15 protein-coding genes and 1 pseudogene are annotated in these 19,374 nt (G+C 72.6%); 11 read left to right on the plus strand and 5 right to left on the minus strand.

Going from position 1 to position 19,374, the window contains the following annotated elements:
• The first annotated feature begins 229 nt into the window (after positions 1-229).
• Both pflB and pflA read left to right on the plus strand, forming a co-directional pair.
• Positions 230-2,482, plus strand: a complete 2,253-nt coding sequence (pflB, locus tag J8M50_RS47220; RefSeq protein WP_010359460.1) for a formate C-acetyltransferase — start codon at positions 230-232, stop codon at positions 2,480-2,482.
• On the plus strand, positions 2,479-3,213 hold the full coding sequence (gene pflA / locus J8M50_RS47225; protein ID WP_010359461.1) for a pyruvate formate-lyase-activating protein: 735 nt from the start codon (positions 2,479-2,481) through the stop codon (positions 3,211-3,213). Before pflB ends, pflA begins: the two co-directional genes overlap by 4 nt.
• On the opposite strand, the gene J8M50_RS47230 is transcribed toward pflA, so the two are convergent.
• Positions 3,207-4,895: a SulP family inorganic anion transporter gene (locus J8M50_RS47230; protein WP_010359462.1), complete on the minus strand. Its 1,689-nt coding sequence runs from the start codon at positions 4,893-4,895 to the stop codon at positions 3,207-3,209. The two genes, pflA and J8M50_RS47230, sit on opposite strands and share 7 nt — an antisense overlap.
• Before the next feature lie 197 nt (positions 4,896-5,092).
• Here J8M50_RS47230 and J8M50_RS47235 point away from each other — a divergent pair, with 197 nt between their 5' ends.
• From J8M50_RS47235 to J8M50_RS47250, 4 genes are all read left to right on the plus strand, one after another.
• Complete coding sequence (locus J8M50_RS47235; protein WP_010359463.1) at positions 5,093-5,680, plus strand: DoxX family membrane protein; 588 nt, start codon at positions 5,093-5,095, stop codon at positions 5,678-5,680.
• Between the two features lie 71 nt (positions 5,681-5,751).
• Positions 5,752-6,597 carry a universal stress protein gene (locus tag J8M50_RS47240; RefSeq protein WP_010359464.1) on the plus strand — a complete coding sequence of 282 codons (846 nt, stop codon included), beginning with the start codon at positions 5,752-5,754 and terminating at the stop codon, positions 6,595-6,597.
• 22 nt (positions 6,598-6,619) lie between these two features.
• The gene (locus J8M50_RS47245) at positions 6,620-7,642 is read left to right on the plus strand and encodes a zinc-dependent alcohol dehydrogenase (RefSeq protein ID WP_010359465.1); all 1,023 of its coding nucleotides are present in this window, start codon (positions 6,620-6,622) and stop codon (positions 7,640-7,642) included.
• A 5-nt stretch (positions 7,643-7,647) separates the two neighbouring features.
• Positions 7,648-8,487, plus strand: coding sequence for a universal stress protein (locus J8M50_RS47250; RefSeq protein WP_010359466.1), 840 nt, complete (start codon positions 7,648-7,650; stop codon positions 8,485-8,487).
• A gap of 50 nt (positions 8,488-8,537) precedes the next feature.
• On the opposite strand, the gene J8M50_RS47255 is transcribed toward J8M50_RS47250, so the two are convergent.
• From J8M50_RS47255 to J8M50_RS47265, 3 genes are all read right to left on the minus strand, one after another.
• Positions 8,538-10,109 carry an oleate hydratase gene (locus J8M50_RS47255; RefSeq protein ID WP_010359467.1) on the minus strand — a complete coding sequence of 524 codons (1,572 nt, stop codon included), beginning with the start codon at positions 10,107-10,109 and terminating at the stop codon, positions 8,538-8,540.
• A gap of 114 nt (positions 10,110-10,223) precedes the next feature.
• Complete coding sequence (locus tag J8M50_RS47260) at positions 10,224-10,613, minus strand: FMN-binding protein (protein WP_010359468.1); 390 nt, start codon at positions 10,611-10,613, stop codon at positions 10,224-10,226.
• Positions 10,614-10,656: 43 nt separating this feature from the next.
• A complete protein-coding gene (locus tag J8M50_RS47265; RefSeq protein ID WP_010359469.1) occupies positions 10,657-11,994 on the minus strand; it encodes a ferredoxin reductase family protein in 1,338 nt (445 codons plus the stop codon).
• 204 nt (positions 11,995-12,198) lie between these two features.
• On the opposite strand from J8M50_RS47265, the gene J8M50_RS47270 reads away from it, so the two are divergent.
• The 3 genes and pseudogenes from J8M50_RS47270 to J8M50_RS47280 all read left to right on the plus strand — a co-directional run.
• Entirely contained in the window at positions 12,199-12,948 is a 750-nt protein-coding gene (locus tag J8M50_RS47270; RefSeq protein ID WP_010359470.1) for a response regulator transcription factor, read from the plus strand.
• Positions 12,945-14,402 carry a sensor histidine kinase gene (locus J8M50_RS47275; protein ID WP_010359471.1) on the plus strand — a complete coding sequence of 486 codons (1,458 nt, stop codon included), beginning with the start codon at positions 12,945-12,947 and terminating at the stop codon, positions 14,400-14,402. The genes J8M50_RS47270 and J8M50_RS47275 overlap by 4 nt, the downstream gene beginning before the upstream one ends.
• 61 nt (positions 14,403-14,463) lie before the next feature.
• Positions 14,464-15,138 (plus strand): annotated as a pseudogene (locus tag J8M50_RS47280) (barstar family protein); the annotation flags it as partial.
• A gap of 141 nt (positions 15,139-15,279) precedes the next feature.
• Here J8M50_RS47280 and J8M50_RS47285 read toward each other — a convergent pair.
• Positions 15,280-16,245 carry a glycoside hydrolase family 6 protein gene (locus J8M50_RS47285; RefSeq protein WP_010359473.1) on the minus strand — a complete coding sequence of 322 codons (966 nt, stop codon included), beginning with the start codon at positions 16,243-16,245 and terminating at the stop codon, positions 15,280-15,282.
• A 328-nt stretch (positions 16,246-16,573) separates the two neighbouring features.
• On the opposite strand from J8M50_RS47285, the gene J8M50_RS47290 reads away from it, so the two are divergent.
• Positions 16,574-17,587 carry a LacI family DNA-binding transcriptional regulator gene (locus J8M50_RS47290; RefSeq protein ID WP_010359474.1) on the plus strand — a complete coding sequence of 338 codons (1,014 nt, stop codon included), beginning with the start codon at positions 16,574-16,576 and terminating at the stop codon, positions 17,585-17,587.
• Between the two features lie 235 nt (positions 17,588-17,822).
• A complete protein-coding gene (locus J8M50_RS47295) occupies positions 17,823-19,238 on the plus strand; it encodes a non-reducing end alpha-L-arabinofuranosidase family hydrolase (protein ID WP_010359476.1) in 1,416 nt (471 codons plus the stop codon).
• Positions 19,239-19,374: the final 136 nt, after the last annotated feature.

A 19,374-nucleotide genomic window follows, 5' to 3' on the forward strand; every position in this document is an offset into this window, starting at 1 on the left:
GCCGTCGAGCCGTCCACGACGGACTGCCGACTGATGGCCCTGGCGAACCTTCACACCAACGCGACCACCTTCTGGGACCCGCTGACAACGGTCAGTCCTGCGGTCCCGCCACCGTCACCGTGCTCAGGGCCGAACGGCCCCCATCCGGACCCTGTCCGGCACTCCCTCCTGGTGATCACGGCCGCGAGCATCGAAGAGCCGGACACGAGGCACGAGGAGAGGAACGGCGATGACCGTGACCACGGCGGCGGACAGCCGTACGGCCTGGCGGGGCTTCGAGGGGAGCGGCTGGCGGGAGCGGATCGACGTGCGCGACTTCATCCAGGCCAACTACACCCCGTACGAGGGCGACGCGGACTTTCTGGCCGGCCCCACCGACCGCACCCGCGCCGTCTGGGAGAAGGTCAGCGCGCTGTTCCCCGAGGAGCGCGCCCGCGGCGTCCTCGACGTCGACACCGCCACCCCCTCCACGATCACCTCCCACGCCCCCGGCTGGATCGACCGCGACCGCGAGCTGATCGTCGGCCTCCAGACCGACGCCCCGCTCAAGCGCGCGATCATGCCGGGCGGCGGCCTGCGCATGGTGGAGAGCGGCCTGCGCGCGTACGGCTACGAACCCGACCCGTTCGTGACGAGGGTCTTCGGGACGTACCGCAAGACCCACAACGACGGCGTGTTCGACGCGTACACCCCCGAGATGCGCGCCGCCCGCCGGGCCGGCGTCATCACCGGCCTCCCGGACGCCTACGGACGCGGACGGATCATCGGCGACTACCGGCGCGTGGCCCTGTACGGCACGGACCGGCTGACCGAGGCCAAGAAGGCGGAGCGGGCCCTGCTGGACGCCCGCCCCTCCAGCCCCGACGTCATCCGCGACCGGGAGGAACTCGCCGAGCAGATCAAGGCGCTGGGCGAACTCACCACGATGGCCGCCTCCTACGGCTGCGACGTCTCCCGCCCCGCAGCCACCGCCCACGAGGCCGTCCAGTGGCTCTACCTCGGCTACCTCGCGGCGGTGAAGGAGCAGAACGGCGCCGCGATGTCGCTCGGCCGCACCTCCACCTTCCTCGACGTCCACCTCCAGCGCGACCTCGCGGACGGCGTCCTCGACGAGACCCGCGCCCAGGAACTGATCGACGACTTCGTCATCAAGCTCCGCATCGTCCGCTTCCTGCGCACCCCCGAGTACGACGCCCTCTTCTCCGGCGACCCGACCTGGGTGACGGAGTCGATCGGTGGCATGGGCGCCGACGGCCGCACCCTGGTCACCCGCACCTCCTTCCGCTTCCTCCAGACCCTGTACAACCTCGGCCCCGCCCCGGAACCCAACCTCACCGTGCTGTGGTCGCCCCGACTGCCCGCCGGGTTCAAGGAGTTCTGCGCGCGGGTCTCCATCGACACCAGCGCCGTCCAGTACGAGTCCGACGACCTGACCCGTCCGCGCACCGGCGACGACACCGCGATCGCCTGCTGCGTCTCCGCGATGGCGGTCGGCCGCCAGATGCAGTTCTTCGGCGCCCGCGTCAACCTCGCCAAGGCCCTGCTGTACGCCGTCAACGGCGGCCGGGACGAGATGACCGGCGACCAGATCGCACCCCCGGCGCCCCCGCTGACGGGGGAGTACCTGGAGTACGAGGAACTGTTCGCGGCGTACGACAAGGTCCTCGACTGGCTGGCGCAGACCTACGTCAACACCCTGAACGTCATCCACTACATGCACGACAAGTACGCCTACGAACGCCTGGAGATGGCCCTGCACAACCACCCCGTGCACCGCTTCATGGCGTGCGGCATCGCGGGCCTGTCGGTCGCCGCGGACAGCCTCTCGGCCGTCAAACACGCACGCGTGAAGGTGTTCCGGGACGCCACCGGCCTCGCCGTCGACTTCCGCACCGAGGGCGACTTCCCCGCGTACGGCAACAACGACGACCGCGTCGACCGGATCGCCGTCGGCCTCGTCGAGTCGTTCATGGCGAAGGTGCGCCGCCACCCCACGTACCGGAACGCCGAGCACACCCAGTCCGTCCTGACGATCACCTCGAACGTCGTCTACGGCAAGCACACCGGCAACACCCCCGACGGCCGCCGCGCCGGACAGCCCTTCGCGCCCGGCGCCAACCCGATGAACGGCCGCGACCGGCACGGCGTCGTCGCCTCCGCGCTGTCGGTGGCGAAACTGCCGTACGAACAGGCCCGCGACGGCATCTCCCTCACCACGACCATCACCCCGGAGGGCCTGGGCCACAACCCCGCCGAACGCGCCGGGAACCTGGTCGGCATCCTCGACGCCTACACAGCCACCGGCGGCTTCCACATGAACGTCAACGTTATCGACCGCGCCACCCTCCAGGACGCCATGGACCACCCGGAGAAGTACCCGGACCTGACCATCCGCGTCTCCGGATACGCCGTCAACTTCGTCCGCCTGACCCGCGAGCAGCAGCTCGACGTCATCAGCCGCACCTTCCACGGAACGCTGTGACCGCCACGACCGGCCGGATCCACTCCTGGGACCTGTCCACCGGCGTGGACGGCCCCGGGACCCGGTTCGTCCTGTTCGTGTCCGGCTGCCCGCTGCGCTGCCTGTACTGCGCCAACCCCGACACCTGGCACCTGCGCGACGGCCGGGAGACGACCGTCGACGAGGTGATGGCCAGGATCGAACAGCACCGCCCCTTCCTCACCGCCTCGGGCGGCGGCGTCACCCTCACCGGCGGCGAACCACTCCTCCAGCCCGCCTTCACCGGCGAGATCCTGCGCCGCTGCAAGGCGCTCGGCCTGCACACCGCCCTCGACACGTCCGGCTTCCCCGGCGCCCGCGCCGACGACACCCTCCTCGCCCGCACCGACCTCGTCCTGCTGGACATCAAGTCCTTCGACATCCGGGCCTACCGGCGCCTGACCGGCGCCCACCTCGCCCCCACCCTCACCTTCGCGACCCGCCTCGACCGCCTCGGCGTCCCGATGTGGATCCGCTACGTCCTGGTCCCCGGCTGGACCGACGACCCCGACGCCGTCGACGGCCTGGCCCGCTTCGTCGCCGGCCTCGGCTCCGTGGACCGCGTCGACGTCCTGCCCTTCCACAAGCTCGGCGCCCACAAGTACGACACCCTCGGCATCCCCTTCCCGCTGCGCGACACCCCGACCCCGTCCCCGGACCTCACCGAGAGCGTCCGCGCCCGCTTCCGGGACCACGGAGTGCCCGCCTACTGACGCCCCTCCCAGGCCCTGTACGCCGCCACCGCCGTCGGCAGAGTCGGGAAGATCCGCTCCTCCCCGACCGACTCCACCAGCCCGTACGCCCGCAGGTCGGCCAGCAGATCCTGCTTCACCCGCGCGAGCGCGAACACCACACCCCGGCGCCCGAGTTCACGGCGCAGCTCGTCGACGGCGTCCAGCGCCGTGATGTCGACCTCGACGTTGGCCTCCGTGTTGAGGACGAACCAGCGCACGGGAGTGGTCTGTCCGTCGACGGCGGCCAGCGCCCGGTGCCTGAAGTTCTCCGCGTTCGCGAAGAACAGGGGCGAGTCGTAGCGGTACACCAGCAACCCGGGGACCGTACGCGCCTGCGGATAGTCGTCGACGTCGTGCATGCCGGCCACCCCCGGCACCAGCCCCTCGACCGCGTCGTGCGGACGCGCCACCCGGCTCAGCAGCTCCGCCACCGACAGGCCGACGGCCACGATCACCCCGTAAAGGATGTCCAGCGCCAGCACCCCGGCCAGACAGCCCAGCGCGAGGAGCAGTTCGCGGCGGCGGAAGGACGCCAGGCGCCGGAAACCCGCGAGGTCGATCATCCGGGTCGCCGCGTACACGACGAGCGCGCCGAGGACCGCCGAGGGCATCCGGGTCAGCAGCGGGCTCAGGAACAGCAGGACGGCCAGCACCAGCGCGCCCGCGACCAGCGAGTACGCCTGGCTGCGGGCGTGCGCCGAGGCGGCCAGCGCGGTACGGCTCGCGCTGCTCGACACCGGGAAGCCGTGCAGGACGCCCGCGCCGAGGTTGGCCGCGCCCAGCGCCAGGAACTCCTGGTCGGCGTCGATCCCGGGACCGTCGCTGAACGCCCGCGCGGTGAGCACGAAATCCGTGTAGGCGACCAGCAGCACGCCCAGCGCGGGCAGGACCAGGTGCGGCAGCTCGCCGAGATCGGGGAGGGCCGCGCTCGGCAGGCCGGACGGGACCTCGCCGATCACCTTCAGGCCGTACCGCCCGTCGAGGTCGAACACCGCGACGGCGGCCGTGGACAGGACGACCACGAGCAGCGGGCCGGGCACGGACCGTGTGGCCGTCAGGAGGAGGAACGCCAGGGCGACGGCGGACAGGATCGCGGTCGCCGGGTGGACGTCCGGGACGTGGCGGACGAAGGACCACAGCTGGGGGAGGAACTCCTCGCCGGACGTGCGGACGCCCGTCAGCTTCGGCAGCTGGTCCACCATCATGATCAGGGCCACGCCGGTCAGATAGCCGACGAGGACCGGGCGCGACAGCAGGTCCGCGAGGAAGCCCAGCCGTACCGCACGCGCGGCCAGGCACAGCAGGCCGACCGTCACCGCGAGGGCCGCCGCGAGCGACGCGTACCTCCCGGGGTCACCGGCCGCGAGCGGCGCGACCACCGTGGCCGTCATCAGCGCGGTCGTCGACTCCGGGCCCACCGACAGCAGCCGCGAGGAACCGAACACGGCGTACAGCCCGAGCGCCGGCAGGATCGCCCACAGCCCGGCGACCGGCGGCAGCCCCGCCACCCCCGAATACGCCATGACCTGCGGCACCAGGTACGCGGCCACCGTCACCCCGGCGAGCAGGTCGCCGGTCAGCCACGTACGCCGGTAGCCCCGCAGCGTGACGAGACCGGGCGCCAGCCGGTGCCATCGGGGGGCGTGCCTGTCCTCGGGCATCTCCTGCCTTCCGCCGGGGTTCCTCATGATCCACCTCGGTACGACCGGACGCGAGCATCGCGCTGAACGGTCCCGGGGGACAGGGCCGTTCGGCCCCTCGGCGGCGGACCTTCGGCATCCGGCGGTGGTGAGGCCGGGGGAGAAGGGTGAGGGGTGTCGGGCAACGACCTGACCATCCTCGAAGGGAAACCACCGCCATGGCCGTGCACGAGCACTTCCACCGTCTCCCGCTCCTCCGTACCCGCGCGGGCGAGGCCGTGCGCACGCACAGTGCATCGGCGTACGCGTTCGCGTCGTTGCGGCTGGTCACCGGGTTCGTGTTCCTGTGGGCGTTCCTGGACAAGACGTTCGGGTTCGGTTACGCCACCGCGTCCGGCAAGGGCTGGATCGACGGCGGCTCACCCACCAAGGGCTTCCTGTCCCACGTCGCCGCCGGACCGATGGAGTCGACGTTCCACTCCTGGGCCGGGGACGCCTGGGCGGACTGGCTGTTCATGCTCGCCCTCCTCGGTATCGGCCTCGCGCTGGCCGCCGGGGTCGCGCTGCGGATCGCCGCCGTCGCCGGGACCGCGCTGATGGCGTTCATGTGGATCGCCGAATGGCCGCCCGCCAAGCACCTCTCCGACGGCACCGCGAGCATGTCGACGAACCCGTTCGCCGACTACCACCTCGTCTACGCGATCGTCCTGATCGCCCTCGCGGCCGTCGCCGCCGGCGACGCACTCGGCCTCGGGCGCGCATGGGCCCGCCTCCCGGTCGTCCGCGACCACGCCTGGCTCCGCTGACCAGCCGAACCCCGGACGCGCGGTGGGCCCGCTCCCTCGGCCCACCGCGCCCATCCAAGGAGACGACCACCGTGCCCCGTACCGTGACCGTCGGTCTCGACGGCTCCCCCGAAAGCCTCGCCGCCGCCGAATGGGCCGCCGCGCTCGGCCTCCCGCTCGACCTCGTCCAGGTCTGGGAACCGGTCCCCGCGCCGATGGCCCAGGCCCCGCTCCTGGGCCCCGAGACCCACCAGCACTGGACCGACCGCATCCCCCGCGAAGCAGCCGCCGGCCTCCGGCTGAGCCACCCCGGCATCGAGGTGACCACCACGCAGGTCACCGGCCACCCCGCCGACGCCCTGATCGAGGCGGCGAAGGACACCGAACTCCTCGTCCTGGGCTCACGCGGCCTCGGCGGGACCGTCGGTTTCCTGCTCGGCTCCGTCGGCCTCAGCGTCCTGGCCCACGTCCAGCACCCCGTGGTCTTCGTCAAGAAGGACGCGCGGATCTCCACCGGCCCCGTCGTCCTCGGCCTGGACACGGACCACCCGGACGCCACCCTGATCACCTTCGCCTTCGAGACCGCCGCCCGCCGCGCCGCACCCCTGCGCGTGGTGCACGCCTGGAACCCGCCCCCGTACATCGCGTACGGCACCCCCGCCGACCCGGCCCTGCACGAAGCGCTCCTCCAGGGCGAGGCCGAGAGGCTGGCCGAGACCCTGCGGCCCTGGCGCCGCGAGCACCCCGGCGTGGAGGTCACCGAGCAGGTCCGCTTCGGCAACCCCGCCGTCCGGCTCGTGGACGCCGCCCGTGACGCGTCCCTGGTCGTCGTCGGACGCCGTACCCGCCACAACCCGTTCGGCATCCACATCGGCCACGTCACCCACGCCGTCCTGCACCACTGCGCGGCCCCCGTCGCCGTCGTCCCCCACGACTGACCCCCGGAGAAGAGGAACAGACATGAAGGCAGCGGTCGTACGAGCTTTCGGCGAGCCCCTGGTCATCGAGGAACGCCCCGACCCGCAGCCCGGTCCCGGCCAGGTCCGCGTCCTGGTCGAGGCGTCCGGGCTGTGCCACACCGACATCCACGCCGCGCGCGGCGACTGGCCCGTGAAGCCGGCTCCGCCGTTCGTCCCCGGGCACGAGGGCGTCGGGCTGGTCGAGGCGCTCGGTGAGGGCGTCACCACGCTCGCCGTCGGGCAGCGGGTCGCCGTACCGTGGCTCGGCCGGACGTGCGGGCGGTGCGAGCACTGCCTGTCCGGGTGGGAGACGCTGTGCGAGGCGCAGGTCAACACCGGGTACGGCTGCGACGGCGGGTACGCGGAGAAGATGCTCGCCTGGGCCGACTTCGCGCAGCCGGTGCCCCAGGGGGTCTCCCCGTTCGACGCCGCGCCGCTGACCTGCGCCGGCGTCACCACGTACAAGGCTCTCAAGGTCGCGGGGGTACGGCCCGCGCAGCTCGTCGCCGTCTCCGGCGTCGGCGGGCTCGGGCACCTCGCCGTGCAGTACGCCAAGCTCGCCGGGGCCACCGTCGCCGCGATCGACGTCACCGACGACAAGCTCGACCTCGCCGCACGCCTCGGCGCCGACCTCGTCATCGACGCCCGCAAGGAGAACGTCGGCGAGGTCCTGAAACGGCACGGCGGGGCCCACGCGGCGATCGCCCTCGCGGTGGACGACGCCGCCTTCGAGGCCGTCAACGCCGGGCTGCGGCGCGGCGGCAAGCTCGTCATGGTCGCCCTGCCCGCGCACGGCACGGTCCGGCTGCCGATCTTCGACACGGTCCTCAACGGCACCAGCGTGATCGGCTCGATCGTCGGCACCCGGCAGGACCTCGCCGAGGTCTTCCGGCTGCACGCGGCCGGCCGCACCGAGGTCCGCTACGAGACCCGCCCGCTCGACGCCGTCAACGACGCGATGGACGAGGTGCTGCGCGGCGAGGTCAGGGCGCGGATCGTGTTCGACCTGGGCGCGGGGCGGTGAGGGCGATGACACCTCCGGTCGTCGTCGGTGTGGACGGCTCCGAATCCAGCCTGCGTGCCGTCGACTTCGCGGCCGACGAAGCCGCTTTGCGCGGCGCCCCGCTGCGGTTGGTCCACGCCTCACTGTGGGAGCGCTACGAAGGCTCCTCCCTCGCAGAGAACCTCGGCAGGCCCGCCGAACGGGTCACTGCCGAGGACATCCTGCGCACGGCCGAACAGCGGGCGACGCTGCGCGGGCCCGGCCTTGAGGTCTCCCTCGACGTCCTGCCCGAGGAACCCGAGTACGCGCTGATCCGCGAGGGCCGCGACGCGTCCCTCCTGGTGGTCGGCACCCGGGGGCGCGGCGGGCTGGCGGAACTGCTGCTCGGCTCGGTCAGCCTGGCCGTCGCCGCCCGCGCCGCCTGTCCGGTGATCGTCGTACGCGGCGACCACGACCCGCAGAGACGGGTGGTCGTCGGCATCGGCGAGCGAGAAGCGGCCCTGGACTTCGCCGTCCAGGAAGCACGGCTGCGGCACGCCACCCTGGACGCCGTACGCGCCTGGCGCTGCCCGGCCCGCGAGTCCACCGACCACCCGCTGCTCGCCGGGGAACCGGCCCGGCTGCACGAACAGCACGCGGTCGAAGCCCTGGACCGGGCGCTGAAGAACGCGCCCGCGACCGTGAACCGGCGCACCGCCGAGGGCCCCGCCCGCACGGTCCTGCTGGCCGCCTCCCACGGGGCCGACCTCCTGGTCGTGGGCGCCCGCAGGCACCCGGGCCACCTCGGCCTCCAGCTCGGGCGCGTCGCCCACGCCGTCCTGCACCACAGCTCCTGCGCCGTCGCGGTGGTGCCCGAACCGGCGTGAGGGAAAGACAAGAACAGCCGGTCCGGGCCCGTGCCCGGACCGGCTGTTCGTCACCGCCGGTGCATGGTCTCCAGCGCGGCGGCCAGGACACGCGGGTCGTGGTGCCCCTTGTAGACCTTCGGCGGCCGGCTCTCCAGGTTCAGCAGGCGCGACACCGCCGTCCACGCCGTGCGCACCGAGTACTCGACCGTGAAGACGACGTCGTCGGGGACCTCGGCGAACTGGCCGATGAAGGCGAGGTTGACCGAGCCCTCGGGGACGACCTCGGGCCGGTCCCCGTGTCGGCGGACCAGGAACTGGCTGGTGATGTACGGCATCACGCAGGGGACGACCGTGGAGGTGGCGAGGATCCGCTCGCGGGTGCCGGCGTCGAACGGCAGGTGGTGCAGGACCTCGTCGAGGATCTCCTGGCCCGTGCACATCGTCATCGGCTTGGGGGTGTGGTTGCCGGCCCGGCCGGGGAACAGGGCGTAGCCCCACCAGACGGTGGTGTCCTCGGGCTGGTCGCGGTAGACGGGCTGGCGGTGGACGACGACGCTGAGCAGCCAGTTCGACGCGGTGAAGGTCATCAGCCCGCCCCGGCCCGCCGGCCGGCCGCTGAACTTCTCGAACGCCTCCAGGAAGTCGGTGCCCTTCGAGGTGACCGTGAACGACTCCCAGCGGGAGTCCTTGACGTGCTTGTCGAAGACGGCGGGCCGCCCGAAGTTCTCCCGGCCCCGGGCCAGCCGGTGCCACAGCAGCCAGGCGTCCGAACGCTCCGGCGCGGGCGGCGGCGCCGAGGTGTGCGTACCGAGGCTGGAGGCGTCGGTCATCGACCCGTTGGTGACGAACACCAGGTCCTCGGGGGCCACCGCGATCCGCTCCGTACGGCCGTGCCGGCTCAGGTGGATCGCGTCCACCGTGCCGCTGCGCACGCCCGGCGCGAACCCGAGGTCGGTGACCCGGCAGCCCGTGTGCACGGTGACGCCCTGCTCGCCGAGCCACGCGGTGAGCGGCCGGACGAGGGAGTCGTACTGGTGGCGGCGGGTGCGGTGGATGCCCGCCATGGACGCGAACTCGGGGAACAGGTGCACGAACCGCAGCAGGTAGCGGCGGAACTCGACCGCGCTGTGCCAGGGCTGGAAGGCGAACGTCGTGCACCACATCAGCCAGAACGAGGTGGTGAAGAAGTGCTCGCCGAAACAGTCGGTGATCCGCTTGTCGTCCAGGCGCCCCTCGGGCGTGGCCAGACACCGCACCAGCTCCAGCCGGTCCCGCTCGCCGAACCCCATCGAGGCCGGGTCGAGCACCTGGCCGTCCCCGTCGACGAGCCGGGCCACGTCGTCCCACGCGAACTCCTCGTGCCCGGCCAGGATCTCCTCCGTCACGCTGACCGAGGGATCGTCGAGCGTGGGTATCCCGGACAGCAGGTCGTACGTACAGCGGAACTCCGCCTCGAACATCCGCCCGCCGCGCATCGAGTAACCGGTCGCCGGCGTGCCGCCCGCGTCCAGACTCCCGCCGAGTAGCCGCTGCTGCTCGAACACCTGGATGTCCGGCCCGGCGAAGCCGCCGTCCCGGATCAGGTACGTCGCGGCGGCCAGCGCCGCGATTCCACCGCCCACCAGATATGCCTTCGCCATGGCACCACTTTCCGCGAGATCGTTCACGACGCCGCCGAGCCTCGTTCCGCGGGACCCTCCCGCACCAGGTTCCGTCGGCCCCTTCCCCCGGGCCGACCGGCCCTGGTCCGCGGATCAGCCGGCCAGGGAGTCCAGCGCCGACTGGAGGGACCGGCGGTAGCCCCCGCTGGTGTAGGTGGCCCCGGAGACCGTGTCGACGCGGGCGCTCTGCGCGGTCAGCGTCTCCCGGGTGAGCAGGGGGACGGCGTACGCGTTGATCTGCTCGTCGCGGGGGTTGCCGTCCGGGTGGGCCAGGACGGTCACGCCGGTGATGCGTCCGGCGCTGACGGTGACCCGGACCTGGACGGGCCCGTAACGGGTCGGCGCCGGGGCGCCGGTGGCCGTGCCCGTCGTGGTGGACGGCAGAGGAACGGCCCGGGCAGCGGCGGCGCCCGGCGTCGTGTGCGGCTTCAGGGACAGCAGCAGGACCAGCCCGGACACGGTCGCTGCGCTCGTCAGGACCACACGGCGCAGGGGGTGACGCCTTCTCAGCGGATGCACGGCGGCCTCACAGTTCGAACGACTCGTGGTGGATACGGCGGTCGGGGACCCCGGCGGCCCGCAGCGCCTCGTACAGGTCCTGGGCGAAACCGTGCGGCCCGCACAGGTACACGTCGTGGCCGGCCAGACCGGGCACGGCCGCGATCAGGGCGGGCGCCGACAGGTCGGGGCGCCGGCCGTCCGGCCCGTCCAGCGCGTACAGCACCCGCGCGCCACGCCACCGCGCGATCTCCTCCAACTCGCCGCGCAGCGCCAGGTCTTCGGCCGTGCGGGCGCGGTACAGGAAGGTGACCTCGCCGGGCAGCGTCTCGAACAGGGCCCGCAGCGGGGTGACGCCGACACCGCCCGCGACGAGCAGCGACCTCGGCGAGGTCCCCCGGCCGGCGGTCATCGCGCCGTAGGGGCCCTCCGCCCACACCCGGGTCCCGGGCCGCAGCCGCGCGACGGCCGCGCTGTGGTCGCCGAGCGCCTTGACGGTGATCCGCAGCAGCTCCGGGCGCGGCGGCGCCGACAGGGAGTACGGCGTGGACGTCCAGCGCAGCCCCCCGGTCAGAAACCGCCAGCGCAGGAACTGGCCCGGCAGCGCGCCCAGTTCGTCCAGCCGCCGGCCCCGGACGAGGACCGAGTGCACGCCGGGCGCCTCGGGGCGCACCGAGTCGACGCGCAGCCGGTGGCGCAGGTTGAGCCGTACGGGAGTGAGGACCCGGAACCACACCACCAGCGCCGCGACACCCCCGTACAGCAGGTACCAGGCGATCTGCGCGGGACGGTGGCCGACGAAGTCGGCGCCCAGGGCGAGCTGGTGGCCGAAGGACAGGAACACGGCGGCGTACGTCAGCAGGTGGGTGACGTACCAGAACTCGTGGCCGACCCGGCGCCGCACCGCCCGCGCCGAGACGACGCCGACCGCGACGAGGACGGCCGCCCCGGCGGTGGCCTTGAGCATCTCCGGGTAGTTCAGCACCACCGTGATCGTCTCCTGGACCAGCGGGATGCCGTCCTGGGCGGCGTACCCGGGCAGGATCAGCACGATGTGCGCCACCAGCAGGGACACCGTGAGGCGGCCCGCCATCGCGTGCCAGCGCGACACCCGGTCCGTGCCGACCCGCCGCTCCAGGAGCGGGACGCGCGCCATCAGGCCGACGAGGACGGCACAGCCGTACCCGCACAGCAGGCCCGCGATCCGGCCCGCCCCTGTCAGCCAGCCCGCCGCTCCGACGACCGGGCCGGTGTCCTGCCACCACAGGGCGAGCACGGCGGCGGCCCCGGCCCACAGGGCGGCGAGAACGGGGCCGGCGGGGGAGATCCGGGGGGCCGTCCTGTGCCGTGGGTACACCGTCGTCATCCTGGATCCTTCCGCCGGTCCGTACGGCTCGGGGCCGTCCGGGTGCCACCCTCGCGGCCCGACCTCTGCGTCCGCTCTGAGCGGCGCCCCTCCACGGGCAAGGAACCCAGGCCGGACGGGCCGGCGGCGGCCGGGGACTCAGAGCGAACTCAGAGGAACCGGCTGAGGCACGGGCGGCGCCGAGGGCGCATCCTGGAGGGCGAGATGAACACTTCCCGCTCCCGGGGCTTCGGCCGCCCCGCCCTGACCCGCCCCGACGGCACCCCGCTGCGCGTCCTCGTCGTCGACGACGACCCCGACCTCGCGGAGGTCCTGAGCGGCGCCCTGCGCTACGAGGGATGGGAGGTCCGTACGGCGGGCGACGCCGCCTCGGCCGCCGCACAGGCCCGCGCGCTGCTGCCGGACGCCGTCGTCCTGGACGTCATGCTCCCCGACGCCGACGGCTTCGCCGTCCTGCGCGACCTGCACACCGTGCGGCCCGACGTGTGCGTGCTGTTCCTCACCGCGCGCGACGCCGTCGAGGACCGCATCGCCGGGATCACGGCCGGCGGCGACGACTACGTGACGAAACCCTTCAGCCTCGACGAGGTCGTCGCCCGGCTGCGCGGACTGCTGCGCCGGGCCGGCATGGCCCGCCAGCGGGAGGACGGGCCGCGCCTGACCGTCGGCGACCTCGTCATGGACGAGGAGGCCCGCGAGGTCACGCGCGGCGGCGACCTCGTCGAGCTGTCCCCGACGGAGTTCGCGCTGCTGCGGCTGCTCATGCACAATCCGCGCCGGGTGCTCAGCAAGGCGCAGATCATGGACCGCGTGTGGTCCTACGACTTCGGCGGCCAGGCCCACGTCGTCGAGCTGTACATCTCCTACCTGCGCAAGAAGGTCGACGCGGGCCGCCCGCCCATGATCCACACGGTGCGCGGCGCCGGATACGTCCTCAAACCGGTGGCTCCGTGAGACGGCGCCCGTCCTGGCCGCGCACCCTGCGCGCCCGCCTCACCGCCGGGCTCGTCGTCCTCCTCGCGATCAGTTGCGCGGCCGTGGGCGTCGCCGCCGTCCTGGAACTGGGCGGCTTCCTCACCGGCCGCCTCGACCAGCAACTGCGCGACGCGGGCGCGCGGTTCCCGGCGAGCCTGGAACACGGGGGCACCTCTCCCTCGGACCACGACGGCGACGAGGACGGCGACACCCGCCTCCAGCCCGCCGGGACCTTCGGCGCCCGCCTGGTCGACGGGGCTGTCACCCACGCCGCCGTGGTCGCCTCCGGCGGCGGCACCCGCACCGTCACCCTCGGCGCGCGCGACCTGCGCGACCTCGCCGGCCTGCCCGCCGACGGCCGGGGACACACCGTCGGCCTGTCGGCGCTGGGCGGCTACCGGATGCTGGCGAGCGCGGGCCGGGACGGCGACGTCCTGGTCACCGGACTGCCGACCGAGCCCGTCGAGGCCGCCGTCCACCGCCTCGAACTCGTCTGCGCCGTCGTCTTCGGCGCCGCCCTCGCCGCCGCCGGAGTCGCGGGCGCCCTGTGGGTGCGCTGGTCGCTGCGACCGCTCGGCAAGGTCGCCGCCACCGCCACCCGGGTCAGCGAACTCCCGCTGGCCGGCGGCGAGACGGACCGGTGGCCGCGCCCGCCCGAGGCGGACCCGCGCAGCGAGGTCGGACGGCTCGCCGCCGCCTTCGCCACCATGCTGCGCCACGTCGAGAACGCGCTGAGCGAACGGCACGCGAGCCAGGAGCGGCTGCGCGGCTTCGCCGCCGACGCCAGCCACGAACTGCGCACCCCGGTCGCCTCCGTACGCGGCCACGCGGAACTCGCACTGCTGCACCCGGGACCGGTCCCGCCGGAGGTGACGCGGGCCCTGGAGCGCATCGAGGCCGAGGCCGCCCGCATGGGGGAGATGGTCGACGACCTGCTCCTGCTCGCCCGCCTCGACGCCGGCCGCCCCCTCGAACACCACCCCGTCGACCTCACCCGGCTCGTCCTGGACGCCGTCACGGACGCCCAGGCCGCCGGGCCCGGACACCGCTGGGCCCTCGAACTCCCCGAGGAACCGGTCACCGTGACCGGCGACGCCCACCGCCTCCACCAGATCCCCGCGAACCTCCTGGCCAACGCCCGCCTGCACACGCCCCCCGGCACCACGGTCACCGTCTCTCTGACCACCGACGGCACTCGGACGCTCCTCACGGTCCACGACGACGGCCCCGGCATCCCCGAGGACATGCGTCCCCGCGTCTTCGAACGCTTCACCCACGGAGAACGCCACCGCACCGAGGACGCCCAGGGCGGCACGGGGCTCGGCCTGTCGATCGTCGCGGCGCTGGCCCAGGCCCACGGGGGAGACGTCACCCTCGAAAGCCGCCCGGGAGCGACGACGTTCACCGTACGGCTCCCCGCCGGACGTCCTTGAGCCGGGAGGCCGCGGGAGAAAAGCCTTCGCCGTCGGGGCCCGGCCCCGGCATGATCCGACCGTGCACGAGGACGGGAATCACGCCGGGCGTGCCCGGTACGCGCTGACCGGGACGGGGAGCGGACACGTCCGGGGAACCTGCGGCGAGGCGGAAGGGCTGTTCGGGGAACCCCGGCGCGGGACCTATGGGCTGTTCGGCTGGGTTCCCCGAGCGGAGGTGCGGGGCTGGGTCGGCAACCGGGTGTGGCTCGTGCCGGACGACGACGCGAGCGAACCGTGGCTTCTGGAGGACGCGGAGAGCCTGGGCCGGTTCGGGGGGACGGACAGCCTCGTCCTCACCGGCGTGGACGACTGCGAAGGTCCGCCCGAGGGGTACAGGGGCCGCGTCCTGGTGCACGACGGGCAGCGATGGCTGGGCTCCTGCCGGGAGTTCACCCGCATCCTGCCGCCCGAGCGGTCCGCGCCCCCGCTCGTTCTGCGGGGGCTCACCCCGGGCGATCAACTGCGGGCGGCGCTGTCGAAGGGCACCCGGCGGGCGCTGGACCTGGACCAAGCCGCTCTGGAGATCCGGGACGACCGGGGCGAGCCGCTCACCGAACGCCCGCTGTGGGGCAGGATCACCGCCTAGCGCCCGTCCGCCTCCGGGGCGGATCTGATCGACCTCGAACTCGACGAAGACTCCTTCACTCCCGTTCCCGCCGCTGTGCGGCCCGTCTGGGAACGATGGTTCGCCGGACTCCTCGACGCCCTGGCGGAGGGCGGCATGCGCGTCGTCCTGGCGTGAGCTGCTGATCAGCGGGCGGTTCCTGACGTACGGACAGGTGCGCCGTGGCCCGGTCACGCGGTGCGGGCGTGCCGGGCCACGGCCGTCTCCGGGTCAGTAGCCGTAGATCATCTTGTAGGCGACCTCGGGGAGGAACTGGCCCGCCGAAGAGCCGCTTCCCACGCCGCAGTTGCCGTCCGACTCGCCGGGGGTCTTGATCCACAGGAGCATCTCGGCGCCGCCGCCCATCTGGGTGGGGGTGCCGATCTTGCGGCCGGAGGGGTTGCACCACTGGCCGTTGGAGCCGTTGCCGTTGCGGCTGGTGTCGACGACGAACGGCTTGGTGTAGCCGTAGCGGGCGCTGAGTTCACGGTTGACGGCGTTGCCGTAGTTGGTGTTCTCGGCGGTGGTGAAGTAGTTGGAGATGTTGAGGGAGAAGCCGTGGGCCTGGCGCAGGCCGGCGTTGTTCAGGCGCTGGGCCATCGTGCCGGCGTCGGCCCAGCCCGGGTTGCCGGAGTCGAGGTAGACCCACGCGTTGGGGGCCTGGCGGCTGAACGTGGAGAGCGCCCCGGTCAGCATGTTCTGGCGCTCGGTGATCTGCGCCTGGTTCATGCAGCCGTAGTCGCCGAGGGAGTCCGGTTCGAGGATCACGACGGCCTGGCGGCTCCCGATCCCGCCGGCGAACTGGGAGACCCAGGTCGAGTAGGCGGAGGGCGAGGAGGCCCCGCCTGCGGAGTGGCCGCCGCAGTAGTCCCGGTTGTAGACGTTGTAGGCGACCATGATCGGCAGCTTGTTCGCGTTCGCCGCCGCCCCCGCGTACGAGCCCGCTGCGGTGCCGATGGAGCCGCTCCAGGAGCCGAACCAGCGGGCTGCGGGGGTGTTGGCGAGGGAGTTGTTGATGGCGGAGGCGCGGCCGTCGTTGGGGTTGGCGGTGACCCACTGCTTCGCGCTGGAGTTGGGGTCCACGTAGAACCCGTTGGCTTTCAGGGCCGGGCCCGCCGCGTGGCCGGACGGAGCGACGGCGAGCGCCAGCGGCAGGGCGAGCAGAGCCGCCGTCAGGGCGCGGAGCTTTCGGCGCATGGATGTACCTCGGTTTCCAGGTGGGGGAGCGCCGCCCGCCCTCGTCCAGGACGGGCGGCGCAGTGAGGAAGTGCGGCGGTACACGTCCCTCGATGCCGGCGGCTCTCCGGCGGGACGACCCCCGGGACGACCGGCGACGTGGTGTGGGAGCGCTCCCAAATGGAAGCGTTCCCAGCGGCGTCAGGGCCATCCGGGTGTGGTGGATATCGTGTGGGGAGCCGTGGGGACTGTCAAGAGTGAACGTACGACGCACCCTTCACACGGCCGGGGACCAGGTTCTACAGTCCTGTTTCTGGAAGCGCTTCCAGTCACAGGAGGTCCACGGTTCATGGCAGCAGACGGAGCCCGCCGCCGGCCGACGCTCGAAGCGGTGGCCGAACTCGCGGGAGTCTCCCGCTCCGTGGCCTCCCGCGTCCTCAACGACGCCCCGTACGTCAGCCGCGTCAAGCGTCAGGCGGTCGAACGGGCCGTCAGGCAACTCGGTTACGTCCCCAATCCGCGCGCCCGGGCGCTGGCCACCCGGCAGACGGGAGCGGCTGCCCTGGTCGTCTCGGGAGAGGACCCGTCGATCTTCGCGGACCCCTTCTTCGCCCAGGTGATCGTGGGGGCGTCGGCCGCGCTGGAGGAGGCGGACCTGCATCTGATGCTGTGTCTGGCCGCCTCAGGACGGGGCCGTGAACGGGTGGCGGCGCTGCTGCGTTCCCACGGCGTCGACGGCGTCATGCTGATGGCGCTGCGCGAGGGCGACCCCTTGGTGCGCATGGCCGAGGAGGCGGAGCTGCCCGTCGTGTACGGCGGACGTCCGGTAGGGCCCGTCCCCCGCTGGTACGTGGACGTCGACAACGTGGGCGGTGCCCGTGAAGCGACCGAGTACCTGATCGCCCGGGGGCGGACGCGGGTCGCCGTGATCTGCGGACGCCTGGACACCGAGGCCGGGCGAGCCCGCCACCGGGGCTACCGGGATGCGATGCTGGCCGCCGGCCTGACCCCGCTTCCCCCGCAGGAGGGGGACTTCACCGAGTCCGGCGGCGCCGCTGCCATGGCCGCGCTCCTTGCCGACCACCCCGACCTGGACAGCGTGTTCGCCGCCAACGACAACATGGCGGCAGGGGCGCTGCGCACCCTGCGGGGGAGTGGACGCCTGGTGCCCGCCGACGTCGCGGTGGTCGGGTTCGACGACCTCGCCGTCGCCCGGATCGCCGACCCGCCGCTGACCACCGTCCACCAGCCCATCACGGCTCTCGGGCGGGAGACGGCCCGCATGCTCGTCGCGCTGATCGACGGCCAGGACCCCACCCCGCTGATCCTCCCGGCCCGCCTGGTCACCCGCGCGAGCGCCTGACGGCTCATACGGCTGCGGAGACGCGAAGTCGGCCGGTTCCGGCTCGTGAACGTTCCCGTTCGCGAATCCTGTGAGAAGTCTTGACGCTGATCATGACAACTCTATCATCCAATTGACCGACACGTCGACCATTGGTCGATATGTCGAACGATTTGAGCCGTGCACCACAACCCCCACTCGGACAGCCTCTGACCGGGCTGACCGGAGCCGCTTGCTCAAGGATGACGAGGTCCTTATGCGCAGCCGCAGTTTCAGCCGTACGCATCTGTCCGCAGCGCTCGCCGCCGCTCTCGCGGTGCTGGCCGCACTGGCGGCGATGCTCGTCGCCGCCCCGGCCCAGGCGGCCACCACAGGCGCCGTACGCGCAGTCGCCTCCGGCCGATGTCTCGACGTACCGGGCGCCTCCCAGACCGACGGCACGAACCTCCAGGTCTGGGACTGCAACGGCGCGGCCAACCAGCAGTGGACGCTGACGGACAGCAGCCAGTTGACCGTGTACGGCAACAAGTGCCTGGACGTTCCGGGTTCGGCCACGTCCGGTACCCGGGTGGTGATCTGGGCCTGCAACGGCGGCGCCAACCAGCAGTGGCGGGTCAACGCCGACGGCACGATCACCGCCGTGCAGTCCGGGCTGTGTCTGGACGTCAGCGGCGGCGCCACGGCCAACGGCACGGCCGTACAGCTCTGGTCGTGCAGCGGCAGCGGCAACCAGAAGTGGACGGGCCTGTCCGGGACGGGCAACTCCTGTGCTCTTCCGTCGGCCTACCGGTGGTCCTCGACGGGCCCGCTGGCGCAGCCGGCCAACGGCCAGCTCGCGCTGAAGGACTTCACCACCGTCACGTACAACGGCAAGCACCTGGTCTACGGGACCACCTCCGACGGGTCGTGGCACTCGGCGGGGTTCAGTCCCTTCACGAACTGGTCGGACATGGCGACGGCCACCCAGACCAACATGAGCCAGCTCGCGGTGGCGCCCAAGCTGTTCTACCTCTCGACCAAGAACATCTGGGTGCTGGCCTCGAACGGGTGGGGCACCCCCTGGACCTTCGTCTACCGCACGTCCAGCGACCCCACCAACGCCAACAGCTGGTCCGCCGCACAGCCGCTGTTCACCGGCAGCCTCCCCGTCGGCGGCCCGATCGACCCGACCATGATCGCCGACGGCCAGAACATGTACCTGTTCTTCGCCGACGACAACGGCAGCATCTACAAGTCGACCATGCCGCTCGGGAACTTCCCGGCCAGCTTCGGCTCGTCGTACACGACGGTCCTGCGGGACACGAAGGAGCGGCTGTTCGAGGCGCCGGAGGTCTACAAGGTCCAGGGCCAGAACCAGTACCTGATGATCGTCGAGGCGATGGGCGGGAACGGGCGCTACTTCCGCTCGTTCACCGCCACCGACCTCAACGGCGGGTGGACCGAGCAGGCCGGCGGCGAGAGCAGCCCCTTCGCGGGCAAGGCCAACAGCGGTGCCACCTGGACCAACGACGTCAGCCACGGTGACCTGGTCCGCAACAACCCCGACCAGACCATGACGGTCGACCCCTGCAACCTGCAGTTCCTCTACCAGGGGTACGCCCCCGGGGTCCCGCAGGGCACCCCCTACGAGAGGCTGCCGTACCGGCCGGCGCTGCTCACTCTTCAGCGCTGACCGCCTTGAGGAACCCCGGCCGCGCGTCGGCCGGGGTTCGCTTTTGAGCGAGGGGTGGCGCCGACACGGAACCGCGGCGGGCGCGGCTAGTGTCTGCCGCGTGAACACGGACGACGCGAACCGGCGGTGGACCCGG

The organism is Streptomyces acidiscabies (assembly GCF_020010905.1).
GTDB classification, from domain to species: Bacteria; Actinomycetota; Actinomycetes; order Streptomycetales; family Streptomycetaceae; genus Streptomyces; species Streptomyces acidiscabies.

What these genes read in the sequence shown, in the direction of transcription:
- J8M50_RS47285 (WP_010359473.1), bottom strand. Translation starts at nt 16,245, where the DNA reads ATGCGCCGAAAGCTCCGCGCCCTGACGGCGGCTCTGCTCGCCCTGCCG.
- J8M50_RS47255 (WP_010359467.1), bottom strand. Translation starts at nt 10,109, where the DNA reads ATGGCGAAGGCATATCTGGTGGGCGGTGGAATCGCGGCGCTGGCCGCC.
- J8M50_RS47230 (WP_010359462.1), bottom strand. Translation starts at nt 4,895, where the DNA reads ATGCCCGAGGACAGGCACGCCCCCCGATGGCACCGGCTGGCGCCCGGT.
- pflB (WP_010359460.1), top strand. Translation starts at nt 230, where the DNA reads ATGACCGTGACCACGGCGGCGGACAGCCGTACGGCCTGGCGGGGCTTC.
- J8M50_RS47295 (WP_010359476.1), top strand. Translation starts at nt 17,823, where the DNA reads ATGCGCAGCCGCAGTTTCAGCCGTACGCATCTGTCCGCAGCGCTCGCC.
- J8M50_RS47250 (WP_010359466.1), top strand. Translation starts at nt 7,648, where the DNA reads ATGACACCTCCGGTCGTCGTCGGTGTGGACGGCTCCGAATCCAGCCTG.
- J8M50_RS47235 (WP_010359463.1), top strand. Translation starts at nt 5,093, where the DNA reads ATGGCCGTGCACGAGCACTTCCACCGTCTCCCGCTCCTCCGTACCCGC.
- J8M50_RS47245 (WP_010359465.1), top strand. Translation starts at nt 6,620, where the DNA reads ATGAAGGCAGCGGTCGTACGAGCTTTCGGCGAGCCCCTGGTCATCGAG.
- J8M50_RS47290 (WP_010359474.1), top strand. Translation starts at nt 16,574, where the DNA reads ATGGCAGCAGACGGAGCCCGCCGCCGGCCGACGCTCGAAGCGGTGGCC.
- J8M50_RS47265 (WP_010359469.1), bottom strand. Translation starts at nt 11,994, where the DNA reads ATGACGACGGTGTACCCACGGCACAGGACGGCCCCCCGGATCTCCCCC.
- J8M50_RS47270 (WP_010359470.1), top strand. Translation starts at nt 12,199, where the DNA reads ATGAACACTTCCCGCTCCCGGGGCTTCGGCCGCCCCGCCCTGACCCGC.